The sequence below is a fragment of the Reyranella humidisoli genome (genome assembly GCF_019039055.1).
Taxonomy (GTDB): domain Bacteria; phylum Pseudomonadota; class Alphaproteobacteria; order Reyranellales; family Reyranellaceae; genus Reyranella; species Reyranella humidisoli.
Genome location: NZ_JAHOPB010000002.1, coordinates 83,990 through 108,986 on the forward strand (window position 1 = coordinate 83,990; position 24,997 = coordinate 108,986).

The 24,997-nt window shown below is 66.2% G+C and carries 21 protein-coding genes; 10 read left to right on the top strand and 11 right to left on the bottom strand.

Annotated features, from left to right (window positions below; translation table 11 throughout):
• The first annotated feature begins 68 nt into the window (after window positions 1-68).
• From KQ910_RS18765 to KQ910_RS18785, 5 genes are read left to right on the top strand one after another with little or no spacing between them, the layout of a single operon-like run.
• The gene (locus KQ910_RS18765; RefSeq protein ID WP_439653335.1) at window positions 69-974 is read left to right on the top strand and encodes a glycine--tRNA ligase subunit alpha; all 906 of its coding nucleotides are present in this window, start codon (window positions 69-71) and stop codon (window positions 972-974) included.
• A 1-nt stretch (window position 975) separates the two neighbouring features.
• Window positions 976-3,027, top strand: coding sequence for a glycine--tRNA ligase subunit beta (gene glyS, locus KQ910_RS18770; protein WP_216964170.1), 2,052 nt, complete (start codon window positions 976-978; stop codon window positions 3,025-3,027).
• 2 nt (window positions 3,028-3,029) lie between these two features.
• A complete protein-coding gene (gene ppdK / locus KQ910_RS18775) occupies window positions 3,030-5,705 on the top strand; it encodes a pyruvate, phosphate dikinase (protein WP_216964171.1) in 2,676 nt (891 codons plus the stop codon).
• A complete protein-coding gene (locus KQ910_RS18780) occupies window positions 5,702-6,634 on the top strand; it encodes an ArgK/MeaB family GTPase (RefSeq protein ID WP_216964172.1) in 933 nt (310 codons plus the stop codon). The genes ppdK and KQ910_RS18780 overlap by 4 nt, the downstream gene beginning before the upstream one ends.
• The gene (locus KQ910_RS18785; protein WP_216964173.1) at window positions 6,634-7,062 is read left to right on the top strand and encodes an HIT family protein; all 429 of its coding nucleotides are present in this window, start codon (window positions 6,634-6,636) and stop codon (window positions 7,060-7,062) included. The genes KQ910_RS18780 and KQ910_RS18785 overlap by 1 nt, the downstream gene beginning before the upstream one ends.
• Before the next feature lie 197 nt (window positions 7,063-7,259).
• Here the strand turns inward: KQ910_RS18785 and KQ910_RS18790 are convergent, their stop codons facing one another.
• The gene (locus KQ910_RS18790; RefSeq protein ID WP_216964174.1) at window positions 7,260-8,234 is read right to left on the bottom strand and encodes a LysR family transcriptional regulator; all 975 of its coding nucleotides are present in this window, start codon (window positions 8,232-8,234) and stop codon (window positions 7,260-7,262) included.
• A 230-nt stretch (window positions 8,235-8,464) separates the two neighbouring features.
• On the opposite strand from KQ910_RS18790, the gene KQ910_RS18795 reads away from it, so the two are divergent.
• The 4 genes from KQ910_RS18795 (at window position 8,465) to KQ910_RS18810 (ending at window position 11,345) form a co-directional block, all read left to right on the top strand.
• On the top strand, window positions 8,465-9,760 hold the full coding sequence (locus KQ910_RS18795; protein ID WP_216964175.1) for a hypothetical protein: 1,296 nt from the start codon (window positions 8,465-8,467) through the stop codon (window positions 9,758-9,760).
• A 1-nt stretch (window position 9,761) separates the two neighbouring features.
• Window positions 9,762-10,379: a GNAT family N-acetyltransferase gene (locus tag KQ910_RS18800; RefSeq protein ID WP_216964176.1), complete on the top strand. Its 618-nt coding sequence runs from the start codon at window positions 9,762-9,764 to the stop codon at window positions 10,377-10,379.
• A gap of 13 nt (window positions 10,380-10,392) precedes the next feature.
• Window positions 10,393-10,956: a GNAT family N-acetyltransferase gene (locus KQ910_RS18805; protein WP_216964178.1), complete on the top strand. Its 564-nt coding sequence runs from the start codon at window positions 10,393-10,395 to the stop codon at window positions 10,954-10,956.
• A 125-nt stretch (window positions 10,957-11,081) separates the two neighbouring features.
• Window positions 11,082-11,345, top strand: a complete 264-nt coding sequence (locus KQ910_RS18810; RefSeq protein WP_216964180.1) for a hypothetical protein — start codon at window positions 11,082-11,084, stop codon at window positions 11,343-11,345.
• A 13-nt stretch (window positions 11,346-11,358) separates the two neighbouring features.
• Here KQ910_RS18810 and KQ910_RS18815 read toward each other — a convergent pair whose 3' ends face one another.
• From KQ910_RS18815 to KQ910_RS18860, 10 genes are all read right to left on the bottom strand, one after another.
• Complete coding sequence (locus KQ910_RS18815; RefSeq protein WP_216964183.1) at window positions 11,359-12,246, bottom strand: ABC transporter permease; 888 nt, start codon at window positions 12,244-12,246, stop codon at window positions 11,359-11,361.
• Window positions 12,247-12,251: 5 nt separating this feature from the next.
• Entirely contained in the window at window positions 12,252-13,193 is a 942-nt protein-coding gene (locus KQ910_RS18820) for an ABC transporter permease (protein WP_216964185.1), read from the bottom strand.
• A 9-nt stretch (window positions 13,194-13,202) separates the two neighbouring features.
• On the bottom strand, window positions 13,203-14,678 hold the full coding sequence (locus KQ910_RS18825) for an ABC transporter substrate-binding protein (protein ID WP_229600864.1): 1,476 nt from the start codon (window positions 14,676-14,678) through the stop codon (window positions 13,203-13,205).
• 38 nt (window positions 14,679-14,716) lie between these two features.
• Window positions 14,717-15,796, bottom strand: coding sequence for an ABC transporter ATP-binding protein (locus tag KQ910_RS18830; RefSeq protein WP_216964189.1), 1,080 nt, complete (start codon window positions 15,794-15,796; stop codon window positions 14,717-14,719).
• Window positions 15,793-16,776, bottom strand: coding sequence for an ABC transporter ATP-binding protein (locus KQ910_RS18835; RefSeq protein WP_216964190.1), 984 nt, complete (start codon window positions 16,774-16,776; stop codon window positions 15,793-15,795). Before KQ910_RS18835 ends, KQ910_RS18830 begins: the two co-directional genes overlap by 4 nt.
• 159 nt (window positions 16,777-16,935) lie before the next feature.
• On the bottom strand, window positions 16,936-18,741 hold the full coding sequence (locus KQ910_RS18840; RefSeq protein WP_216964191.1) for a gamma-glutamyltransferase family protein: 1,806 nt from the start codon (window positions 18,739-18,741) through the stop codon (window positions 16,936-16,938).
• Between the two features lie 51 nt (window positions 18,742-18,792).
• On the bottom strand, window positions 18,793-19,674 hold the full coding sequence (gene ygfZ, locus KQ910_RS18845; protein WP_216964192.1) for a CAF17-like 4Fe-4S cluster assembly/insertion protein YgfZ: 882 nt from the start codon (window positions 19,672-19,674) through the stop codon (window positions 18,793-18,795).
• 83 nt (window positions 19,675-19,757) lie between these two features.
• On the bottom strand, window positions 19,758-21,602 hold the full coding sequence (gene cysC, locus KQ910_RS18850; RefSeq protein ID WP_369408386.1) for an adenylyl-sulfate kinase: 1,845 nt from the start codon (window positions 21,600-21,602) through the stop codon (window positions 19,758-19,760).
• An 11-nt stretch (window positions 21,603-21,613) separates the two neighbouring features.
• On the bottom strand, window positions 21,614-22,519 hold the full coding sequence (cysD, locus tag KQ910_RS18855) for a sulfate adenylyltransferase subunit CysD (protein ID WP_216964194.1): 906 nt from the start codon (window positions 22,517-22,519) through the stop codon (window positions 21,614-21,616).
• A gap of 31 nt (window positions 22,520-22,550) precedes the next feature.
• Window positions 22,551-23,519 (bottom strand): hypothetical protein, encoded by a 969-nt coding sequence (locus KQ910_RS18860; RefSeq protein ID WP_216964196.1) that lies wholly within the window; start codon window positions 23,517-23,519, stop codon window positions 22,551-22,553.
• Window positions 23,520-23,978: 459 nt separating this feature from the next.
• Here KQ910_RS18860 and acuI point away from each other — a divergent pair, with 459 nt between their 5' ends.
• Window positions 23,979-24,971: an acrylyl-CoA reductase (NADPH) gene (gene acuI / locus KQ910_RS18865; RefSeq protein WP_216964197.1), complete on the top strand. Its 993-nt coding sequence runs from the start codon at window positions 23,979-23,981 to the stop codon at window positions 24,969-24,971.
• Window positions 24,972-24,997: the final 26 nt, after the last annotated feature.

Consider the following 24,997-nt stretch of genomic DNA (forward strand, 5'->3'; position numbering starts at 1 on the left):
ACCTATTTTGCCGCACCGCAAAAACGGCCATAAGTTGCGGAAATAAAAGGCCTTTAGAGCTTCGGGGAATACCGTTGTCGAACCCCTCAGCAGCGCGCGGCAAGCCCACGTGCTTCCAGGAACTCATCCTCACCCTGCAGGACTATTGGGCGGCCCAGGGCTGCCTGATCCTCCAGCCCTTCGACATGGAGATGGGCGCGGGCACCTTCCACACCGCAACGACCCTGCGCGCGCTCGGTCCGAAGCCCTGGTACGCGGCCTATGTGCAGCCCTCGCGTCGTCCCGGTGACGGCCGCTACGGCGAGAACCCGATGCGGCTGCAGCACTACTATCAATTCCAGGCGATCCTGAAGCCGTCGCCTCCCGACATCCTCGAGCGCTATCTCGGTTCGCTGCAGGCGATCGGCATCGACACGACCCTGCACGACATCCGCTTCGTCGAGGACGACTGGGAAAGCCCGACGCTCGGCGCCTGGGGGCTGGGCTGGGAAGTCTGGTGCGACGGCATGGAGATCACTCAGTTCACCTATTTCCAGCAGGTGGGCGGCATCGAGGTCGATCTCGTGGCCGGGGAGATCACCTACGGTCTCGAGCGGCTGGCCATGTACCTGTTCGACAAGAAGTCGGTCTACGACCTGCCGTACAACCGCGCCGATTCCGACGTGCCGCTGACCTATGGCGACGTGTTCCTGCAGAACGAGCGGGAGCAGTCGGCCTACAATTTCGAGCATGCCGATACCGGAATGCTGTTCCGGCACTTCGCCGACGCCGAGAAGGAATGCGGCCAGCTCGTCGAGAAAAAGCTGCCGCTGCCGGCCTATGAGCAGTGCATCAAGGCGAGTCACGCCTTCAACCTGCTCGACGCGCGCGGCGTGATCAGCGTCGCCGAACGCCAGAGCTACATCCTGCGCGTCCGCGAACTCGCCAAGGCCTGCTGCGAGACCTGGTTGGCCACACAGAAAGAGGCCGCCTGAGATGGCCGAGCTCCTTCTCGAACTTCTCTCCGAGGAGATTCCCGCGCGCATGCAGACGCGGGCAGCCGACGATCTGAAGCGGCTGATCTGCGACGGGCTGAAGGGCGCGGGCATCGGCTTCGAAACGGCTCGGGCCTTCGTGACGCCTCGCCGCCTCGCGCTCGTGGTCGATGGCATTCCGGCCGTGCGCGACGATGTCAGCGAGGAGAAGCGTGGTCCCCGTGTCGGCGCGCCCGACCAGGCGATCCAGGGCTTCCTGAAGGGTGCCGGTCTTGCCTCGCTCGATCAGGCGGAGAAGCGTGACACCGGCAAGGGTGAGTTCTGGTTTGCCGTCATCACGAAGAAGGGCGGGCCGACCGCCGACGCGCTGGGCGCGGTGATCGACGGCGCGCTGAAGGCGCTGCCCTGGCCGAAGTCGATGAAGTGGGGCAGCGGCACCCTGCAGTGGGTGCGCCCGCTGCAGTCCATCGTCGCGCTGTTCGACGGCCAGGTGCTGAAAGGCGAGATCTCGCCGGGTGGCGCGATGGCGTCGATTGTCTTCGGCGCCACGACGCGCGGTCATCGCTTCCTCTCGACGGGGACGTTCGAGGTCTCGAATTTCGCCGACTACAAGGAGAAGCTGCGCGCCGCGCACGTCATCCTCGACGCGGCCGAACGCAAGGCGATCATCCTAGACGGCGCGCGCAAGCTCTGCTCGAACGTGCAGGTCACGCTGAACGAGGACGAGGGGCTGCTCGAGGAAGTGGCCGGGCTCACCGAATGGCCTGTGCCGATGCTGGGCGCCATCGACGCGCAGTTCATGGACGTGCCGCCGGAAGTGCTGATCGTCTCGATGAAGGTGCACCTGCGCTTCTTCACGACGTCCGGCGCCGACGGGAAGCTCGCCAACCGTTTCGTCGTGGTGGCGAACAACGTCGCGCGCGACGGCGGCAAGACGATCGTCGCGGGTAACGAGCGCGTGCTGCGCGGACGCCTGGCCGACGCCAAATTCTTCTGGGATCAGGACCGCAAGAGCACGCTGGAAAGCCGCGTGCCCGGCCTGAAGCAGATCGTGTTTCACGCCAAGCTCGGTACCCAGGCCGAGCGGGTCGAGCGCATCGTCAGGCTGGCCGGCGAGATCGCCAGGTCCATTCCGGGCGCCGATGCCGCCGCCGTCGAGCAGGCGGCGCGCCTTTGCAAGGCCGACCTCGTCACCGGCATGGTGGGCGAATTCCCCGAACTGCAGGGCGTGATGGGCCGCTACTACGCGCTCGGTGAAAAGCTGCCGGCGTCGGTGGCCGATGCGCTCGGCGATCATTATGCGCCGGCCGGTCCCAACGACCGCTGCCCGACTGCGCCGGTATCGATCGCGGTCGCGTTGGCCGACAAGCTGGATGCGCTGACCTCGTTCTGGTCGATCGGCGAGAAGCCGACCGGTTCGCGCGATCCCTTCGCGCTGCGTCGCGCCGCGCTCGGCGTGATCCGCATCGTGGTCGAGAACAAGCTGCGGCTCCCGCTGCGGCCGTTCCTCAAGGCCGATGACCTGCTGTCCTTCTTCGCCGAGCGCCTCAAGGTGCAGATGCGCGAGAAGGGCGTGCGCCACGACGTGGTCGATGCCGTCGTCTCGCTGGGCGGCGAGGACGATCTCGTCCGCCTGCTGGCCAGGGTCGAGGCGCTGCAGACCTTCCTCGGGACCGAGGCCGGCAAGAACCTGCTGACGGCCTACGGGCGCGCGGCGAACATCGTCCGCGCCGAGGAGAAGAAGGACAAGGGGCTGGCGGCCAAGATCGCGGGCGCGCCCGATGCCGCGCTTCTGGAACAAGCCGAGGAGAAATCCGTTGCCTCCGCCTTGGACGAAGTCGGGCGCAAAGTGAAGCCGGCGCTGGCCGCCGAGGATTTCGCGGGTGCAATGGCTGCGTTTGCAGGCCTGCGCGGGCCGATCGATGCCCTGTTCGACAAGGTTACGGTCAACGTGACGGACAGGCCCGAGATTCGCCTGAACAGGCTGAAACTGCTCAACCAGATTCGCGCTACCATGGATTCGGTGGCCGACTTTTCAAAGATCGAGGGCTAAGCATGGCCAAGTGGGTCTACAGTTTCGGGGATGGCAAGGCCGAGGGCCGCGCCGACAAGCGCAACCTGCTGGGCGGCAAGGGCGCCAACCTGGCCGAGATGTCGAGCCTCGGCCTGCCGGTGCCGCCGGGCTTCACCATCACCACCGAACTCTGCACCTATTTCTACGACAACAAGAAGACCTATCCGCCGGAACTGAACGACGAGGTCGAGAAGGCGCTGGCCTCGGTGGAGAAGATCGTCGGCACGACCTTCGGCGATCCCGCCAACCCCCTGCTGGTCTCGGTCCGTTCGGGGGCGCGCGCTTCCATGCCGGGCATGATGGACACGGTGCTGAACCTCGGCCTGAACGACAGGACGGTGCTGGGTCTCGCCAAGTCGTCGGGCGACGAGCGTTTCGCCTGGGATAGCTATCGCCGCTTCATCCAGATGTATTCCAACGTCGTGCTCGATGTCGGGCATCACTATTTCGAGGAAGCGCTCGAGATCAAGAAAGAGGATCTCGGCGTCCAGATGGATACCGACCTCAAGGCCGACGACTGGAAGTCCGTCGTCAGCGAATACAAGAAGCTGGTGGAGAAGCGCACCGGCAAGCCCTTCCCGCAGGAGCCGCGTGAGCAGCTCTGGGGCGCCGTCGGCGCCGTGTTCGAATCGTGGATGAACCAGCGTGCCATCACCTATCGCCGCCTGCACTCGATCCCCGAGAGCTGGGGCACGGCCGTCAACGTGCAGGCCATGGTGTTCGGCAACATGGGCGAGGACTGCGCCACCGGCGTCGCCTTCACGCGCGACCCGTCGACCGGCGCCAACCTGTTCTACGGCGAGTATCTCGTGAACGCGCAGGGCGAGGACGTGGTCGCCGGCATCCGCACGCCGCAACATCTCACGATCCAGGGCAAGCTCGCGCAGAAGTCCGACGCGCCGGCCATGGAAGAAGTGATGCCGGAAGTGTTCAGGCAGCTGGCCGACGTGCGCGAGCGTCTCGAGAAGCACTACAGCGACATGCAGGACATCGAGTTCACCGTCCAGCGCGGCAAGCTCTACATGCTGCAGACTCGCAACGGCAAACGCACCGCCAAGGCCGCGCTCAAGATCGCGGTCGACATGGTGAACGAAGGCCTGATCGACAAGAAGGAGGCCGTGGCGCGCATCGTGCCGGCCTCGCTCGACCAGCTCCTGCATCCGACGCTCGATCCCAAGGCCCCCCGCAAGGTGATCGCCAAGGGCTTGCCGGCCTCGCCGGGCGCCGCCTCGGGCAAGGTCGTGTTCTCCGCCGATGCCGCCGAGAAGCAGGCCCGCGCGGGCGAGAAGGTGATCCTCGTTCGCCGAGAGACGAGTCCCGAGGATATTCATGGCATGCACGCTGCCGAGGGCATCCTGACTTCGACCGGCGGCATGACCAGCCACGCCGCCGTGGTCGCGCGCGGCATGGGCAAGCCCTGCGTCGCGGGTGCGGGCGACGTGCGCATCGACGGCAAGGCCGGGACGCTCTCCGTGCGCGGCACTGTCGTGAAGACGGGCGAGACCATCACGCTCGATGGCAGCACCGGCGAGATCATTCTCGGCATCGTTCCGACCGTGCAGCCTGAACTCAGCGGCGACTTCTCCCAACTGATGGAATGGGCCGACGAGTTCCGCAAACTCGGGATCCGCACCAATGCCGAGACGCCGGCCGACGCCGCCCAGGCGCGCAAGTTCGGCGCCGAGGGCATCGGCCTCTGCCGCACCGAGCACATGTTCTTCGAGGGCGACCGTATCGTGGCGGTTCGCGAGATGATCCTCGCCGACGACGAGAAGAGCCGCCGCACGGCACTGGCCAAGATCCAGCCGATGCAGCGCCAGGACTTCGTCGAGCTGTTCGAGATCATGGCCGGGCTGCCCGTCACGATCCGCCTGCTCGATCCGCCGCTTCACGAGTTCCTGCCCAAGACGCCGGCCGAGATGGAAGTCGTCGCCCGGGACCTCGGCGTCGACCTGAAGGAGATCGAGGAGCGCGCCAACAAGCTCCACGAGTTCAATCCCATGCTCGGCCATCGCGGCGTGCGCCTCGGCATCTCCTACCCGGAGATCTACGAGATGCAGGCCCGTGCCATCTTCGAGGCCGTGGCCGAAGTGCAGAAGAAGGCCGGCAAGACGGTGATCCCCGAGATCATGATCCCGCTGGTGGCGACGAAGAAGGAATTCGACCTGATGAAGGTCGTAATCGACCGGGTCGCCGAGGAAGTCAGCAGCTCGTCGGGCCAGAAGCTCGAATATCTGGTCGGCACCATGATCGAGCTGCCGCGCGCGGCCCTGCGGGCCGGAGACATCGCGGAAAGCGCGGAATTCTTCTCGTTCGGCACCAACGACCTGACGCAGACCACCTTCGGCCTCAGCCGCGACGACTCCGCGTCGTTCCTGGAGAAGTACCAGCAGCGCGGCATCTTCGAGCACGATCCCTTCGCCTCGCTCGACATCGAGGGCGTGGGCGAGCTGATCGAGATCGCGACGGAGCGCGGCCGCAAGGTGCGCAACAGCCTGAAACTCGGCATCTGCGGCGAGCACGGCGGCGATCCGGCCTCGGTGTTCTTCTGCCACAAGGCCGGCCTGGATTACGTCTCCTGCTCACCCTATCGCGTGCCGATCGCGCGGCTGGCGGCGGCGCAGGCGGCTCTGGGCGGACCGCTCAAGACCGAATGACGCTGGCGGCGCTTCGCACGGACGGCAAGCGGGCGCTGGCTGCGGCGCTGGCCGGCCTGGAGCGCGATCCCGAAAGCGACGCGTCGCAGGCGCTGCTCGACGCGGCGTGGCGCGAACCGCGCGCCCACGTCGTGGGGGTCACCGGTCCCCCTGGCGTGGGAAAATCCTCCCTGTGCGCCGCGCTCGTTTCGGCCTGGCGACGTTCCGGCAGCACCGTCGGCGTGATCGCCGTCGATCCTTCGTCGCGGACCAGCGGCGGCGCCCTGCTGGGCGACCGGGTGCGCATCGCCCATGACGGCTCCGACCCCGGCAGCTTCGTGCGCTCGATGGCGGCGCGAGACCGGCTGGGCGGGCTCGCCGACCAGACCCTGGCGGCCATGGTCCTGATGAGGGCGCTGTTCGACCGCGTGCTGATCGAGACGGTAGGCGTCGGCCAGTCCGAGACCGACGTGGCGGGAGTGGCCGATACGGTCGTTTTCTGCGTCCAGCCCGGTTCGGGCGATTCGCTTCAATTCATGAAGGCGGGAATCGTCGAGATCCCGCACCTGGTCGTCGTCACGAAGGCGGACATGGGCGCCGCGGCCGAACGCGCGCGGGCCGACGTGGCCGGCGCCTTGTCGCTCTCCACGGCGGGCGATGCGGGCGACTGGCCGGTCCGGACACTGGCGGCATCGTCACGCAGCGGAGCGGGAATGGACGGGCTGGTGGCCGCGCTGGAGGCGCACCGGGAGCATCTGGCGAACGATGGCCGGCTGGCGGTGGCGCGTCATCGCCAGAGCCAGGGCTGGGTCGGGGAATCGCTGCGCGATCGCTTCGGTCGCGACGGGCTTGCCCGGTTGGGACGCATGGGTCTGGACCTCGCCCTCGCGCCGGGCGCACAACCCTTTCAGAGATTGCGAGAGCTGGGCCGAGCGCTGGAGAGACCGTGATGAGCCATCCGACCGATGGAAGCTGCATCTTCTGCAAGATCGTGGCGGGGCAGTTCCCGTGCTTCAAGCTGTTCGAGGACGAGACCACCATCGCCTTCATGGACATCAACCCGGTCAATCCCGGCCATGCGCTCGCCGTCGCCAAGGGACACTGGCCGACGGTCGACGTCATCCCGACCGACGTGCTCGGCGATGTCGCGAGGACCGCGCAGCGCGTGGCGAAGGCAGCGCTCGCCGCGTTGGAACCCACCGGCGTGAATCTCCTGCAGTCCAATGGCCCCGGAGCGGGGCAGAGCGTGCCCCATCTCCACGTCCATATCCTGCCGCGCTATCCGGACGACAAGGTCCGGCTGAACTGGGTCTATGAGCCGGGCGACAAGGCCGAGATCGCAGCGATCTGCGAGAGGCTGAAGGCCGTCCTCGCCTAGAGTCTTTCCGTCTTAGATTGACCCACCGACCTCATCCTGAGGAGGCGCGAAGCGCCGTCTCGAAGGATGGGCAACAAACTCGGTGCGCGTGCCTACCCTTCGAGACGCGCTCCTGCGGAGCGCTCCTCAGGGTGAGGTGGTCTTTGCAGTGGTGATTCTTCCTCGACCGGAAAGGCCCTGGCAAGGGAGCCGGGGCTTCAGGCCGCGACGATCGAACTGTTGCTGCCGCTTCTGCTGCGCGGGGTGGTCGAGAACCACTCCCGCTCGTCCTTGCGGAACTGTTCGCGCACATAGTCGATCACGGTGCGGATGCGGGCGCCCTTGTTGGTCTCCTCGTGGCTGACCAGCCAGATGTCGCGGACGATCTTCAGATCGATTGGCGCGGCCACCAGGTTCGACGATTTGGCGATGTAGTCGGGGAACACCGAGATCCCATAACCGGTCTGCACGGCCTCCATGGCCGCATAGGAGGAGTTCGTGCGCAACACCACGGACGTGCTGCGCTCGACCACCTCGCTCCACGGCTTCATGGCCGGGAGGCTGTGGAGGGTCGTGTGATCGACGACGTGATGCTCGCGCATGTCCTCGAGCTTCTGCGGCAGCCCGTAGTGCTCGATGTAGGACGGGGCAGCGAAGATCGACATGTTCACCTGACCGACGCGCGCCGCCACCAGCTGGTTCGACGTGGGCCGGAAAAAGCGGATGGCCAGGTCGGCCTGGCGGGTGGCCAGGTCGAGGACCTGATCGCCCGCGATCACCTGGACGATGATGTCGGGATGGGTGCGGCGCAGCACCCCCAGCCGCGGCACCAGCCAGTGGGCGGCAATGCCCTCGGTTGCGGCGATGCGGACGATGCCTGCCATCTCGCGGTCGAGACCAGCCAGATGCCGCTCGATCGCCGTGGCGTTGGACATCATCGATTCGGCCTGCACCAGCACGCCGCGGGCGGCCGGAGTGACTTCCATCCCGTGGCGGTGGCGGTCGAACAGCTTGGCCCCCAGGCGCCGCTCGAGCGCCTGAATCCGGCGACCGACCGTCGTCTGCTTGGTGTTCAACTGGGTGGCGGCGGCGCTGAAGCTTCCGGTTTTTGCAACCGCGAGGAAAAAACGCACGTCATCCCAATCGCCCAGGATGTTGGGAATTTTGGTCTTGCGCGTAGGGATCGTGACCATGGCAACAATCGATACAATATGGGGTCGCCCCCGTCCTTACCGGACGGAGAACTCGTAGTTTATCCTACATGATTATCCGCGGAATGTCGTTTTGTGTCTCAAAATTGGCAGATCGGGCGGTTTCGGGGGCCATTCCGGGCTCGGCGACAACCCCGGCCCCTCTATTCGCTGGTTGTTCCGCCGGTTGTATGTATCCGGATCGACGCTCGCATTGAGACCAGGAGACGCCTGTGGCCACCATCAGGTCAGACGGAAAAGCCATGCCGGCAGCAACGCGCGCCAGCAAAATCATCCGCTATTTGCGCAGTCCTTCGACGCGCATGGCCGCCTTTGGCGGACTTTTAACATACTTGAGCTATGCGTACGCGCACGGCGGTTGGGCTAACCCGACGCTGATCGGCGTGTCAATCTTCGTTGGGGTATTCCTTCCGAGCTACGCCAAGCTCAGTAACAAGGCCGAACTGTGGGCTAACAACCAGTTCGGCTTCGTCACGGGCGGCCGGCTCGGCCGGTTCGTCCCGCAATTGGCGTTCAACCTGGTGATGTTCTGGCTGATGTTATGGGGGGGTGCGCTCAACCAAGCAGGGATTGCGTCCGTGGGCGGCATTGCCGGTGCCGCGCTTGTTACGACGTTGGCGTCGCAGGGCACCCAGTATCTCGGCGGCTATCTCGTGGCGCGCGGGGTGGGCGATGCGAACCGCAACACCCTGGTCGGCATCCTGGTCAACGTCACCCTCGCGGCGCTCGGCACGGCGGGCGTGCCCGGCGCCCGCGAAGCCTTTTTGTTCCTGGGATTCGGGCTCGGCGGGTCTCTCTTCATGGTCGGCCTGCTGTCGGACCTGCGGTCGGTCATGGCCCCAAAGGGTGGGATCGGCCTGTTCTTCGGCACCTACAACCCTTTTCACAACAGCCATATCGCGCTGCTTCAGTCGGCGATCGACCAGCGGGGCCTCGACAAGGTCATCATTCATCCGGTGCTGATCCCCAAGCTGCACGTCGACGCCTTCCGCAAGGGGGAGATCCGCGTCGGGCAACTGAAGGACGGCTTCCAGATCTACGAGAAGACCGACAAGGCCGATTCCAACGTCGACTACTTCCCGACGGGAAATGTCTTCCTGCCCCCGGAAACGCGCGTGGCGCTGATCGAACTGTCTCTGGCGGAGGCCGGCCTCGCCGACAAGGTCGAGGTCGCGGTCTATTCGGACATCTATTACGCCCAGGGCTTCCAGGGCGTGATCGCCGAGATCAAGCGGGGTCATCCCGGCGTCCGCCTGCACATCATCCACGGCACGGATTTCGGGGGCATGCTGGTTCGCCAGATCGCCGACGAATGCGGCTGGATCTACCCCTGGTGCATCCTGCGCCGCGACCAAGTCTCCGCCACTGCGATCAGGCGCGGCGCGAAGGGCATGACGCCGCCCATCGTCACCGATGTGCTTGCGCAGATTTCACAGAATCTTCCGACAGTTGCGGCCGGTGGCCGACGCTTCCGGAATGACAATGGCGTATTGACCGAGGGGAATTGAGATGAGCGACCAACCGACCGCCGAGCACAGCAACCGGCCCGAGATCACGATCAAGCTCGCATCGACGTCCGACGAGATGATGCAGTGCTTCATGCTGCGCGCTGCCGTCTTCATGGGCGAGCAGCAGTGCCCCTACTGGGAGGAGTATGACGGCAACGACTACACGGCCAGCCATCTGATCCTGTATGTCGACGGCGAGCCCGCCGCGTCCATTCGCGTGCGCTGGTTCGCGGGCTTCGCCAAGCTCGAGCGCGCCATCATCCTGAAGCGTTACCGCTCCTACGGCCTGTTCCTGCCGTTCGTGCACTGGGCCAAGGAGTTCTGCCGCAAGAAGGGCTATCCCAAGGCCTACCTGCACGGCCAGAAGCGCCTGTGGCCGATCTTCGAGAAGGACGGCTTCCGCAAGGTCGACGACAAGGTCTTCCATTTCTCCGACCACGAATACGGCGCTTTCGCCTGCGATCTGGATGTCGGCGAGAATGCTCCGACGGTGACGACCGACCCGATGGTGCTGAACCGCCCCGAGGACAAGCTCGACATGCCGGGAATCCTGGAGGAGTCGATGGACCGGGGAGCGTCCAATCCGCATGCGCACTGGACCGAGCGGCGCGCGACCTGAGGGAGGGAGACACATGAACACCACCAACTCGATCGGCGGCCAGCCCGTCACCATCAAGCTCGCCATGAAGATGGAAGATTCCCTGCAGGCCTTCGCGGTCCGCGCCGCCTGCTTCATCGGCGAGCAGGATATTCCCTACTCGGAAGAGTTCGACGGCCACGACTTCGGCGCGACCCACATCATCGCCTATCTCGGTGAAGAGCCGGTGGGCGCGGTGAGGCTGCGCTGGTTCCAGTCCTTCGCGATGCCGGAGCGGCTGGCGGTCATGCAGCGTTTCCGCGGCAACAATATCGGCGAGCTCCTGATCGAGCGCTGTCGCCAGCTCGCCGAAAGCCGGGGCGCCCGGATGCTCTACACGCAGGCCCTGCCGCGGGACATCAAGTACCTGGAGAAGCATGGCTGGCGGCGTGTCGAGGCCGGTGACGCCGGCAAGGGGCCGAATCGAGTCGTCGCGATGACGAGGCCGGTCGATCCGAATCAGCCGCTCGCGGACGCCGATGCCCCCGACGCCGTGACGGTGCGCAACGAGTCCCAGGTCGACGCAACCGGCCTGCCGCTCGGCAGCACCCGCGGCTGACGCCGACCTGAGAAGCCTTGCGCCGGATTGCCCTCGCCTGGCATCGCTTTTGCGATAGGCTGGGGTAACCGGCGCCAGCCGGACCAGGGGAAGCGTTGCAAGCGTAAAGCGGCGGGCGGGAAAAGATGGCGGACGTCTTCGAGATCATCGTCGAACCGAACATCCGGCGGCGCCGCGGGCGCGCGCCGCTTTCGGAGAAGAAGCGGGCGGCGGCCTTGTTCAGGGTGTGGCATGCCGTGCGCGAGATGATCGACGAGGCCCAGAGCCTCGGCGATGGGGAGCTCGTGCACTTTCTGGCCGTGTCGCAGCTGCTGGTCGAGGAGCGGGTCACGATGTTGACCAGCGGCGTGCCGGCCTTCGCGACGACGGATACGTCCCTGCCGAACTGAGGCGCTCCGTCGCCTACTTGTGGCGGGGATCCAGCGCGTCGCGCAGGCCATCGCCCAGGAGGTTGAACGACAGCACCGCGAAGAAGATCGCGAAGCCCGGCCAGAAGGCCATCCAGGGGGCTTGGGCGATGAAGCGCTGTGCGGAGTTCAGCATGCTGCCCCACGAGGGGGACGGCGGCTGCTGGCCGAGGCCGAGGAACGACAGCGCCGCCTCGGCGATGATGGCGCCGGCGATCGCCAGCGAGGCCTGGACCAGCAGTGGCGGCACGATGTTGGGTAGGACGTGGCGCAGCGCGATGCGCCAGTGCGGATTGCCGACGGCGCGCGCGGCCTCGACATAATCCTCGACCTTGGCGGCGATGGTCTGGCCGCGCGTCAGCCGGATGAAGACCGGCGTGGCGGTGACACCGATGGCGATCATGGCATTGGTCAGGCTCGGCCCCAGGAACGCGGCCAGGGCGATCGCCAGGATCAGGAACGGGACGGCAAGCATGGCGTCGACGATGCGCGACAGCACCGCATCGATCCAGCCGCCGGCATAGCCCGCCAGCAGGCCGAGCGGCACGCCGATGCCGAGCGCGATGCCGACCGAGACGAGTCCGGCGCTGAGCGAGGCGCGGGCGCCCCAGATGATGCGGGCCAGCACGTCGCGGCCGACCTCGTCGGTGCCCAGCCAATGCGCCCAGGAGGGCGGCTTGCGCACCTCGGTGAAGCTCGTGGCGATGGGGTCGTAGGGCGCGATCAGCGGGGCCAGGATCGCGACCAGGATGAACAGCACCACGACCACGAGGCCGAACATGGCGCCCTTGCGCCGCTTCAGCCGGCGCCAGGCGCGCGCCCACGGGTTCTCCTCGCGGGCGTCGGCGGCGGCAACGGTCGGGGTGACGGCGGTGGCGGTCATGTCGGTCAGCCCCGCAGCCGCGGATTGACGAGCACATAGGCCACGTCGGCCAGCAGGTTCAGCACGATGTAGGTCGTGGCCGTGACCAGCACGACTCCCTGCACCACCGCATAGTCGCGGTTGAACACCGAATCGACGATCAGCTTGCCGAAGCCCGGAATGGTGAAGATCTGTTCGGTCAGCACCGCGCCCGAGAGCAGCGTGCCGAATTCGAGAGCACCCAGGGTGATGACCGGCGTCATCGCGTTGCGCAACGCATGCTTCAGCACGACGCGCTTTTCGTAGAGGCCCTTGGCGCGGGCGGTTCGCACATAGTCCGCGCTCATCGCCTGCAGCATGGCGCTGCGCGTGTGGCGCATCAGGACGGCGGCGATGGCGTTTCCCAGCACGAAGGCGGGCATCACCGTGGTCGCGAGGCTGGCGCGCCAGTCCTCGCCCAGGCGGACGTAGCCCGAGGCGGGCAGCCAGCCCAGGGTCACCGAGAACAGGAAGATCATCAGGATGCCCAGCCAGAAATTGGGCGTGCTGAGGCCCCACAGGGCGAAGACGTTGGCGCCGTAATCCCAGGCGGTGTCCTTCTTCACCGCCGAGATGATGCCGGCCGGGATGCCGATTCCCAGCGCCACGACCAGCGCCATGGCCGCGAGCTGGAGGGTCACCGGCAGCTTCTCGGCGACCAGCGACGACACCGAGGCCTTGAGGCGCATCGACTCGCCCAGGTTCCCCGCGAGCACGCCCTTGATCCAGTAGAAATACTGGATCGGGATCGGCTCGTTCAGCCGGTACTGCTCGCGGATCTCCTCGAGCACCTTCGGGTCGCGTTCCTCTCCCGCCATGATCAGCGCCGGATCGCCCGGCAGGAGCTGCTGCAGGCCGAAGATCAGCATCGACACCAGGATCAGTGTCGGGATGATCTGCAGCAGCCGCTGGGAGAGGAAGGTGAGCAAGGTCCGGTCTTACTTCAGCTTGACGCCGACGACGCGGATCAATCCGTCGGGCATCTGCTTGTAACCGTCGACCTTGTCGGACAGAGCGACCAGGACGCGGCGATGGTAGAGGTACTTGATCGAGCCCTCGGGCAGATACTTGGCGGCGACCTTCTCGTAGATCTTCTTGCGCTCCGCCGGATCGCTCTTGATGCGCGCCTCGTTGTGCCAGGCGTCGACGTCCTTGTCGCAGTAGCCGGAGTTGTTCTGCGGCTGGCCGCAGACCTGGAAGATGTAGGAGTTGCCGTCGGGATCGCTACGGCCCGACCAGCCGATGAGGTAGAGCTGGTACTCGCCGCTCTCCGACTGCTTCAGCGACGTGGCGAACTCCGTGACGCGGATCTTGAGGTCGAAGCCGGTCTCCGCGACCATCGACTGCAGCACCTCGGCGACCTGCCGGGTTTCGGGATTGTTCGGCACCATGAAGTCGAGCGACATGCGGCCTGTGACGCCCGCCTCCTTGAGCAATGCCTTCGCCTTTGCAATGTCCCTCTTCGGTACCGGGAAGGCCTGCTGGTAGTAGGGATTGGTCGGGTTGATCCACTGGTTGCCGACGACGAACTCGCCGTTGAAGACGACCTGGTTCAGCGCGTCGCGGTCGATCGACAGCTCGAAGGCCTGGCGGACGCGGGCGTCCTTGGCCAGCGGCGTATCGGCCTTCGGTCCGTTGGACAGGTTGATGGTGAGGCCCTGGTAGCCGAGCTCGACGGCCGTCACCAGCTTGAGCTTCGGGTTGTCACGCACCGTCTTGATGTCGGTCGCCAGCACGCGCTCGATCATGTCGAGGCTGCCCGAGCGCAGGTTGGCTAGGCGCACGGTCGAGTCGGTGATGGGCAGGTAGGTGATCTTGTCGATGAACACCTGGTCCTTGTTCCAGTAGTCGGCGAACTTCTCGACGATGATGCGGTCCTGCTGCACGCGCTCGACGAACTTGTACGGGCCGGCGCAAACCGGCTTCAGGCCGAACTTGTCGCCCGCTGCTTCGGCGGCCTTGGGTGAGACCATCATGCCGGCGCGGTCGGTGAGCTGCGCCAGCAGGGGCGAGAAGGGTTCCTTCAGGTTCAGCTTGATGGTTGCCGGGTCGACGACGTCGATGGAAGTGACCGAGGCGAGCTCGGGCCTGCGGAACGAGCCCTTCATGTTGAGGTGACGGTCCAGGCTGTACTTCGCTGCGGCGGCGTCGAACGTTTCGCCATCATGGAACTTCACGCCCGGTCGCAGCTTGATGGTGACCGTCTTGCCGTCGGCCGAGGTCTCGTGCGCGGTGGCGAGCTGTGGCACCACGTTGAGCTTCTCGTCGATGTCGAACAGCTTGTCGCAGATCGAGGCGAAGACGATGCGGCCGACATAGGTGCGGGCGAGCGTCGGGTCGAGCACGTCGGGATCCTCGGCAAGGCCGATCCGCAGGTTGCTCTGGGCGGCCGCGCCCGACAGGGCGAGGCCCATGAACGCGGCGGCGAGCGTCAGGCGATGGAACGTGTTCTTCATGTTGCCTCCGTATGTGAAGTGACGAATGCCGCTTGCAGGCGGGCCAGTCGTATTCGGTCCTGGTCCTGGCCCGTTCCCTCGGCAAGCGCGGGTGCTGGCGGAAGTTCGGGCCACCAGGGACAGGCCGTGGCATGGCCGGTGCCGTCGTCGGACAGTTCGGGGATGTCGATCTTGCAGGACGCGCGGGCATGGACGCAGCGCGTATGGAAGCGGCAACCGGGTGGCGGGTTCATGGCACTCGGGATGTCGCCTTCCAGCAACGCGCGTTCGCGCACGACAGTCGGATCCGGCAGCGGCACCGCCGAAAGGAGCGCGCGCGTATAGGGATGGCGCGGATTGCGGAAGAGCTCGTCGGTCGTCGCCGTCTCGACGATCTTGCCGAGGTACATTACGGCGATGCGGTCGGCGATGTGCTTTACGACCGCGAGGTCGTGGCTGATGAAGACATAGGCCAGCCCGAAGCGCGCCTGCAGCGAGCGCATCAGGTTGATGACCTGCGCCTGGATCGAGACGTCGAGTGCCGAGACCGGCTCGTCGGCGACGATGAGCTGCGGCTCGACCGCGAGGGCGCGCGCGATGGCGAGGCGCTGGCGCTGGCCGCCGGAGAATTCGTGCGGATATCGGCGCGCATGCTCGGGCCGCAGCCCGACCAGTTCGAGCAGTTCGCCGACGCGCGCGCGTCGCGCCGCGTCGGACGAAGCCAGGCCATGGAGCATCAGCGGCTCGCTCAGCATGGCGCCCACGGTCATCCGCGGATTGAGCGAGGCGTAGGGGTCCTGGAAGATCACCTGCATGCGGCGCCGCTGGGCGCGCATCCGGGAGTCGGAGAGGGCGAGCAGATCCTGGCCCTCGAAGCGCACGCTGCCGCCGGTCGGTTCGAGCAGGCGCAGTACCAGCCGTCCGACCGTCGACTTGCCGCAGCCCGACTCGCCCACAATGGCGAGCGTCTCGCCGGCATCGAGATGGAAGTCGACACCGTCGACGGCGCGGACATGGCCCGACAGGCGGCCGAAGACGCCCTGCTTGACCGGAAAGTGCTTGGCGAGGCCCTGCACTTCGAGCAATGGCGCGCTCATGCAGCGACCTGCGACAGCGGCGCGCGGCGGCAGCGCGATAGATGGCCGGGCGCCACCTCGACCAGCGGCGGCGGCACGGCGAGGCATTCGGGCTCGACGAAGGGACAGCGCGCGGCGAAGCGACATCCGGCGGGCGGCCGCGTCATGTCGGGCACGCGGCCCTCGATCGAGGGCAGGCGCTCGCGCTTCTCGTCGAGGCGCGGGATCGAGCCCAGCAGGCCCACCGTGTAGGGATGCTCCGGCCGGGCGAAGAGATCGCGCACGGCCGCGCGCTCGACGATCTGGCCGGCGTACATCACGGCCACGTCGTCGGCCATTTCCGCGACTACGCCGAGATCGTGCGTGATCAGGATGATGGCCGTGCCGGTGTCGCGTCTCAGGCCGCGCATCAGGTCGAGGATCTGCGCCTGGATGGTGACGTCGAGTGCAGTCGTCGGCTCGTCGGCGATCAGGAGCTGCGGCCCGCAGGCCAGCGCCATCGCGATCATGGCGCGCTGGCGCATGCCACCGGAAAGCTTGTGCGGATAGTCGTCGACACGCTTCTCCGGCGAGGAGATGCGTACCAGTTTCAGCACCTCGATGGCGCGCGCCCGCGCCGCCGTCTTGTCGAGGCCCTGATGCCGCTGGATGGCTTCGATGATCTGGTCGCCGATCGTGTAGGCCGGGTTGAGCGACGTCATCGGCTCCTGGAAGATCATCGCCAGCCGGGCGCCGCGCAGGTCGCGGATCAGGTGCGCATCCAGGGTGAGCAGGTCGCGCCCTTCGAACACCACCTGCCCGCCGACCCGGGAATTCTCCGGCGGCAGCAGACCCATGATGGCCAGCGACGTCACGCTCTTGCCGCAACCCGACTCGCCCACGAGGCCCAGCGTCCGGCCGCGCCCCAGCGCAAGGTCGAGACCGTCGACCGCATGGACGACACCGTCGTCCGTTGCAAAATCAACGGTCAGCCCGCGCAGTTCCAGCAGCGCTTCGCTCATTGAGGCACTGTCATGCTTTTCCTACCCATTCAGATGGGGAGGTGGCCCGTAGGGCCGGAGGGGTCATCTTTTTTGGCGCGACGAATCGGACCCCTCCGTCGGCGTGTGACGCCGACACCTCCCCATTTGAATGGGGAGGAGAAAGAGGGGCACCCTTCATCAGCGGCCTGCCGCGTAGCCTTGCATGCCGCGCGGATTGGCGGCCGCCTTGCGCCACGGATCGTCGCGCGTCGCGGCGGTGAGGCGGCCTTCCGACCATTCGTCGTTCACCTCGACCTCGTGGCCGCGCTTCTTCAGCTCGGCGACGGTGTCCTTGGGGATGCGGCCTTCCAGCACCAGCACGCCCGGACGCGCGGTGCGCGGCCAGAAGGAGGAGGGGAAGTGCTCGCTGTGCCATGCCGGCGCGTCGATCGCTTCCTGCAGGTTCATGTCGCAATGGACGTGGCGCAGGAAATGCTGGGTGATCCATTGATCCTGCTGGTCGCCGCCGGGCGAGCCCCAGACCATGTACGGCTTGCCGTCGCGATGGGCCAAGGTCGGCGTGAGCGTGCTGCGCGGCCGCTTGCCCGGCGCCAGCGAACCCGGCAAGCCCTCTTCCAGCCAGAACATCTGGCCGCGCGTGCCGAGCGGAAAGCCCAGATCGGGAATCACCGGCGAGCTCTGCAGCCAGCCGCCCGAGGGCGTGGCCGAGATCATGTTGCCGTCCTTGTCGATGATGTCGAAATGCACGGTGTCGCCGTTGGTCTGGCCGACGCGGCCGACCGTGGGCTCGCCCGCGCCGCTCGACGCGACGCCCAGCCGCACGCCATCGGCGCGGCGCAGCTTCACGACGCCGCCGAAGCCGTCGACCTTGCCGGGACGCTGCTCCATCGAGGCGTGGGCCGGGTCGACGAGCTCGCGGCGGTCGGCGTTGTAGGCGTCCGACAGCAGGGTCTCCATGGGCACGTCGACGAACGCCGGATCGCCGTAGAAGGACTCGCGATCGGCATAGGCCAGTTTCAGGCATTCGACCTGCAGGTGGATGAAGTCGGGGCTGGTCGGATCCATGCCGTCGAGGTCGAAGCCCTTGAGCAGGGCGAGTTGCTGCAGGGCCACCGGGCCCTGCGTCCAGGTGTGCGGCTTGCAAACAGTGTACCGGCCGTAGTCGTAGGTGAGCGGCGCCTCGACCGTCGCCTGCCACTTCGCCATGTCCTGTCCGGTCAGCACGCCCCGGTTGGGCTTGCCGGAGACGTCCATGACGTCCTGGGTGCGGCAGAAACTGTCGATCGCCTCGGCGACGAAGCCCTGGCTCCAGGCCTTGCGCGCGCGCTCGATCTCCGCCTCGCGACCTCCGCCGCCGGCCTCGGCTTCCTTCAGGATGCGGGCATAGGTGTTGCCGAGCGTGACGTTGCGGAACAGCGACATGGGCTTCGGCACGTCGCCACCCGGCAGGAATACGGCGGCCGAGGTCTTCCAGTGGTTGCGGAATTGCTCGGCGACGGTGGCGATGGTGGCGGTCGCGCGCTCGACGATGGCGTGGCCGTTCAGCCAGTAGCCGATGGCCGGCGACAGTACGTCAGCGAGGCGCATCGTGCCGTAATCGCGCAGGACCAGCATGTAGGCGTCGAAGGTGCCCGGGATGCAGGCCGGCAGGAGGCCGGTGCCGGGAATGAGGTCGAGACCCAGCCCCTTGTAGTGCGCGATGGTCGCGCCGGCCGGCATCGGGCCCTGGCCGCAGACGACCTCCGTCTTGCCGCGGCGCACGTCGTGCAGGATCAGCGGCGCGTCGCCGCCGGGGCCGCAGAGATGGGGTTCGACGACCTGCAGGGTGAAGGCCGTGGCCACTGCGGCGTCGAACGCATTGCCGCCGCGCTCGAGGATGCCCATGCCGACCGCGGTTGCGATCCAGTGCGTGGAGGTCACGACGCCGAAGGTGCCGACGATCTCGGGCCGCGTGGTGAAGGGGTTGGGATTGATCAGTTTCACGGGCCTCTCCTCGCGCGAACCGCGCGGGAGAGACCTTAGAGCCCGTGGCTCCTAGCCGCCAGAGGCCGCGGAATCGGGCAGCCGCATCCAGCCGGGTACCTCTGGCACGATGCGCGCCTCGCCGGCCGTCAGCGCGCCGTCACCGCGGGCGGCATCGAGGCGCAACATCGCCAGCGCGCGGTCGCCCGCACCCGAACGCACCTCGCCAACCTCCTCGCCGCCGCGATGCACCAACGTCCCCGACTCCGGCAGCGTGCCTTCGACCCTGACCGGAAACAGCCGCTTCTTGATCAGGGCGCGGTACTTGGTGCGGGCCGTCAGTTCCTGGCCCATGTAGCAACCCTTCTTCCAGTCGACGCCGTTCAACTCGTCGAAGCCGTTCTCGAGCAGCAGCGCCTTTTCGACCTGCAGGTCGCGGCTGCCGTCAGGTACGCCCAGCGGAAGGCGCAGGGCGTCGTAAGCGGCGAGCGGTGCTTCGCTGAAGCTGCGAGCGGAAAGCAGGCGCGCTGCCTGTCCGGCAGGAGCGATGATCCGGACACCCAGAGCCGCAAGGCGGGGATCGGTGAACGACACCGCGCCGTCGATGCCGAGCGCCGTCGACGCTTCGTCGCCAAAAGCGGCGGCGACTTCGAGCGTGGTGCCAAGGTCCTCGACGGTGACCTTGGAGCGCAGCGTGTACATCTTGAGCTTCCTGGCGAGCGCCGGCGCCCGCTCGCGCTCGGTCTCCAGATAGAAAGTCTCGTTGCCGGCATCGGCCACGAACATGTCGTTCAGGAAACGCCCCTGCGGCGTCAGCAGGGCCGCCCAGACGGCCTGATCCGGCGCGACTTTCCGCGTGTCGTTGGAAATCAGGCCTTGCAGGAACTCGACGCGGTCGGCGCCCGCCACGGAAATGACGCTGCGATGGGGCAGCAGGCTGAACTGGGAGGACATGCCGGAGAGTTGGGGGTGCTCACAGCCCTTGGCAAGCGCTTCAAGTCCACTGAAAAGATGTGGCTAATCCCGGGCGGCGCGCCTCAGTCGAGAATGCCGCGCTGCCGCAGGGACTGCAGCACAAGCTCGACTTCCTGCTCCACGGACATTTCGGCCGTCCGGAGATGGATGTCGGGCGTCTCGGGCGGTTCGTACGCCGAGTCCAGTCCGGTGAAGTTCGCAATCTTGCCTTCGCGCGCCTTGCGGTAGAGGCCCTTGGGATCGCGGCGTTCGCATTCGGCGAGGGATGTATCGACGAAGATTTCGAGAAATTCGTCGGCCCCCAAACGTTCACGCGCGAGCCGCCGCTCGGCCCGGAAGGGCGAGATGAACGACACCAGCACGATGAGGCCGGCGTCTGCCAGGAGCCGGGCGACCTCGATGACGCGCCGAATGTTTTCCACCCGGTCCGTGTCCGTGAAGCCGAGGTCGCGATTGAGGCCGTGGCGGATATTGTCGCCATCGAGAATGTAGGTATGGCTTCCCAGGGCCAGCAGCCGTCTGTCGATCGCATCGGCGACCGTGGACTTGCCCGAGCCGGAGAAGCCTGTGAACCAGAGCACGGCCGGCCGATGGCCCTTGATCGCCGAGCGTGCGGAGCGGTCGGTGCTGAAGTTCTGCCACGTCAGGTTGGCCGCACGCCGGAGAGGGAAGCGGATCATGCCCGCTCCAACCGTGCCGTTGGTGACCCGGTCGATCAGGATGAAGTTGCCGGTGTTGCGGTTGTCCGCATAGGCATCGAAGGCGGCCGGCCTGTCGAGGCCGAGGTTCGCGAAGCCGATCTGGTTTACGTCGAGCTGCTTGGCCGCACGACCGGCACCGGTGTTCATGTCGAGCCGGTGCTTCAGTTCCGTCACCGTTGCCGTGTAGGTCGCGGTGCCCAGTCGCATGACATAGGGCCGGCCCGGCAGCATAGGCGCCTCGTCCAGCCATACGAGGTCGGCGGCGAACTGGTCGGCAAGATGGGGCAGCTGCTCGCATCCGGCGAGTAGATCGCCGCGGGAGACGTCGACGGCATCCGTCAGGGTGAGCGACACCGCCTGTCCGGCCCGTGCCTCCTCGAGATCGCCGTCGAAGGTGATGATGCGGGAGACCCTGGATCGGACGCCCGAGGGCTGGACGGCGACCTCGTCACCGACGCGAAGGTGGCCGCCGAGGATCGTGCCCGCGTAGCTGCGAAAACCCGACGCGCCGCGATTGACCCATTGCACACTGAAACGGAAGGGCTTGCTCGAAGCATCGGGAATCTCGACCGTTTCGAGATAGCGCAACAGCGTCGGCCCCTGATACCAGGGCGTCGCGTCGCTCTGCCGGATGACGTTGTCGCCTTGCAGTGCTGAAACCGGGATGCTGGTCACGTCCGACAGGCCGAGCTGCCCGGCCATGGATGCATAAGCCGCCACGATGTCGGCAAAGTCGCGCTGCCGGTAGTCGATCAGGTCCATCTTGTTGACGGCCAGCACGACGCGACGGATGCCCATCGTCGAGACGATCGCACTGTGGCGCCACGTCTGACTGAGAAGACCTTTCGATGCGTCCACGAGGACGATGGCGACGTCCGCGGCCGACGCGCCGGTCGCCATGTTGCGTGTGTACTGTTCGTGGCCGGGCGTATCGGCCAGGATGAAGCGGCGCCGCGGCGTCGTGAAGAACCGGTAGCCGACGTCGATGGTGATGCCTTGCTCGCGTTCGGCTTGCAGGCCGTCGAGCAGCATTGCGTAATCGGGAAGGTTGTTGTTGCCCGAACTCGGAACCGCGCCCCGCAACTGATCCTCGGGAACGGCGCCGGCGTCGGCCAGCAGCCGTCCGATCAGCGTGCTCTTGCCGTCGTCGACGCTGCCGCAGGTGATGAGGCGAAGCAGGTCCCGATGTGCCGTCGTGCCGCTCACGGTTGCATCCATCAGAAATAGCCCTCGGCCTTGCGGCGCTCCATTGAGCCTCCTGCACCGTGATCGATCGCCCGGCCCTGGCGCTCGGATGTCCGGGCGTCCGCGAGTTCGGCAATGATGGCCTCGAGCGTGGTCGCACGGGATTCGACGGCGCCGGTGAGCGGATAGCATCCGAGCGTGCGGAACCTGATCCAGCGTTCCTGCGGTACTTCGCCGGGCCGGAGGGGCAGGCGGGAATCATCGACCATGATGAGCATCCCGTCGCGCTCGACGACCGGCCGCTGCGCCGCGAAGTAGAGCGGAACGACCGGAATGTCTTCCTGTGCGATGTATGTCCAGACGTCCAATTCGGTCCAGTTGGACAAAGGGAAGACGCGAGTGCTTTCGCCCGGGCCGAGGCGGTTATTGTAGAGGTGCCAGAGTTCGGGCTGCTGGCGGCGCGGATCCCAGCGATGGGAGGCGTTGCGCCGGGAGAAGATCCTCTCCTTGGCACGGGACGGCTCCTCGTCACGGCGCGCTCCCCCGATCGCGGCATCGAAGCCGTGATGATCCAGCGCCTGCTTCAGGGCTTCCGTTTTCATCACGTCGGTATGGACCGCGGCACCGTGGGTGATGGGGCTGATGCCGGCCTTCAATCCATCCTGATTGGTATGCACGAGAAGCTCGAGACCGAGTTCGCGGGCGCGACGGTCGCGGAAGGCGATCATGTCCCGGAACTTCCAGGTCGTGTCGACGTGAAGAAGCTTGAAGGGCGGCTTGGCGGGATGGAACGCCTTGAGCGCGAGATGGAGAAGGACCGAAGAGTCCTTGCCGATCGAGTAGAGCAGCACCGGATTGGAAAACACGGCAGCGGTCTCCCGCAGCACATGAATGCTCTCGGCTTCCAATTGTTCGAGGTAGTTTAGCGAGACTGGCACACCGGCTTGTCCTTGCTCTGGCGGGGCGGCTTCAGCGCGAAGCGTGCTTCCTGGGCCGTTGGTCGTCTTCGTATGCCAACCGAATCGACGGAGCCCGCTGCGCCGGCCAGGCGAAGAGTCGGCAGTCGACGCCCATGTCGCTCAGCACGGAAATCGCCTCGTCCCGCAATCCGGAGTCCATAGGCTGTTCGCGCTCGGCGTCGTCCGAGGGACGCATGTGGCTTTGGCTGTTGCGGCCGTTGCGCGTGCCATCGAGCGAGCGGCCAAGCCTGCCTTCGATCGCTCGCATGTGTTCCTTGCGGGCGAGCCGCACGGCTGCAGGAAGCATCGGCCAGGAACGGCGGGTGGTCGAGAAGTGATCGAGCAGGGTCGTCAGCGTTTCGATGGGCCGATCGATCAGGCATTCATAGGGAACGAGCTTGACGAGACCGGGGTAACGGGCAGCCTGGTCCTGATAGGAAACGAACTGGCGCGCGTAGGACGTCAGTGCGGCCTCGAAGAGATATTCGCGAAACGACATGTCCGCCACCGGTCGACCGCGAAAAGTATGGTAGGCGGGGCTCACATGCGCCTGACAGTAGCGAAAGTACGAAGCGGCCTGATCCACGGGGTTTCGATAGACGAGCGCGATCGGGGCTCCACGTCCCCTGTGTGCCGCGCGGTCCATTGCCGGGACCTTGATGGGCGTAAAATCGTAGGTCGCCAGATCGACGGGCGTGTGGCGATAACTCTCCTCTTCATGAAGACAGTCGTAGCCCGGGACATGGAAGCTGGTCTGTCTCCACCAGCTCGGCTTGCTGGCGAGATTTTCGAAGCCGGGGCAGACCGTGTGCCCGATGAAAAGGTGATCGTCGGGAAGCGTCCCCGCGACGCGAAACAGCGGCCCGCCCCTGAAGCGCTCGAAATTGAAGGCCGGGCCCTGCGGATTACCGACGATTTCGCCCGTCAGCAGATCGTCCAGTCGGCCACCCTGGTCGAGATGACAGACGAAGGAGAACACGTACCTCAGGAACCAGGTGCCCGAACGCGGGACTGTCGACAGGACGGGGAGCCGATAATTTCCGAACATGTGCACGATACGAAGGAAGTACCCTCAGTTTCCCCACTCATAACTTACATTTATCCTAACAGGCCATGGCCAAAGCGGCTTCCCGTTTTTGAGCAAGGTCGTCCACACAATCCAATCGGGTTGTGGAAGCGATCATTCACTGCCTTGGCCCATTTCTTGCCGTGCGGTTGTCAGGTACCGCTTGGCAATCTTTGACGGAGCAGCGATCGTTCACGTGACTGTGAGCGGGGGCGGCGCCGTGATCGAAGCGTGGTTCGCAAGGGCGCGCTCTTCGTCTTCGTGATCTGCTTCACGGCGCTCGATGCGATCGGCGGAAACAGGCCCCTCGCAAGGCTGTTTGAGCGGCTGCGGCCTTGCTAGAGAGGGACCGCCATTCGTTGAGGAGATTCCATGACTTTCCGTGCGCTCGTCTTGACCCAGGGTGCCGACCGCAAGGTCAGCGGCACCATCGAAACCCTGCCCGAGGACCGGCTGCCGGCAGGCGACGTCACGGTTGCCGTCGACTACTCGACCCTGAACTACAAGGACGGGCTCGTGCTCACGTCCGGCGGCGGCCTGGTGAAGACTTGGCCGCATGTCGGCGGCATCGACTTCGCCGGCACCGTCGAGACCTCCGAGAACCCCGCTTTCAAGGCCGGCGACAAGGTGGTGCTGAACGGCTATCGCGTCGGCGAACTCCATTGGGGCGGCTACGCCACCAAGGCGCGCGTGAAGGGCGACTGGCTCGTCAGGCTGCCAGCCTCGATCTCGTCCAGGCGCGCGATGGCGATCGGCACGGCCGGCTACACCTCCATGCTCTGCGTCATGGCGCTGGAGAAGCACGGGATCACCCCGGCCTCGGGCGAGATCCTGGTGACCGGTGCGGCGGGCGGCGTCGGCTCGGTGGCCGTCGCGATCCTGGCGAAGCTTGGCTACACCGTCGTCGCCGCCACCGGCCGTGCGCAGGAGGGCGATTACCTGAAGGCGCTCGGCGCCACGACGATCATGGACCGCAAGGAGCTGACCGAGGCGCCGGACCGGCCATTGCTCGGAGAGCGCTTCGCGGGCGTCGTCGACACCGTTTCCGGCGTGATGTTTGCAAGGGCGCTGGCGCAGGTGAAGTACGGCGGTGCGGCGGCGGTTTGCGGCCTCGCCGCCGGACCTGCGTTCCCGGGCTCGATCCTGCCCTTCATCCTGCGCGGCGTGTCCGTCTACGGCATCGACTCGGTGATGCTGCCGAAGGCGCCGCGCGAAGAAGCCTGGCGTCGTCTCGGGAGCGACCTGCCGCTCGACAAGCTCGACAGCACCGTCAGCGAGGCGGGACTGGGAGATTTGATGACGCTGGCCCCAAAAATCCTCAAAGGAGAGATACGGGGCCGCGTGGTTGTCGACGTGAACAAGTGATAGCGTAACCCCAAGTTCATCTTACC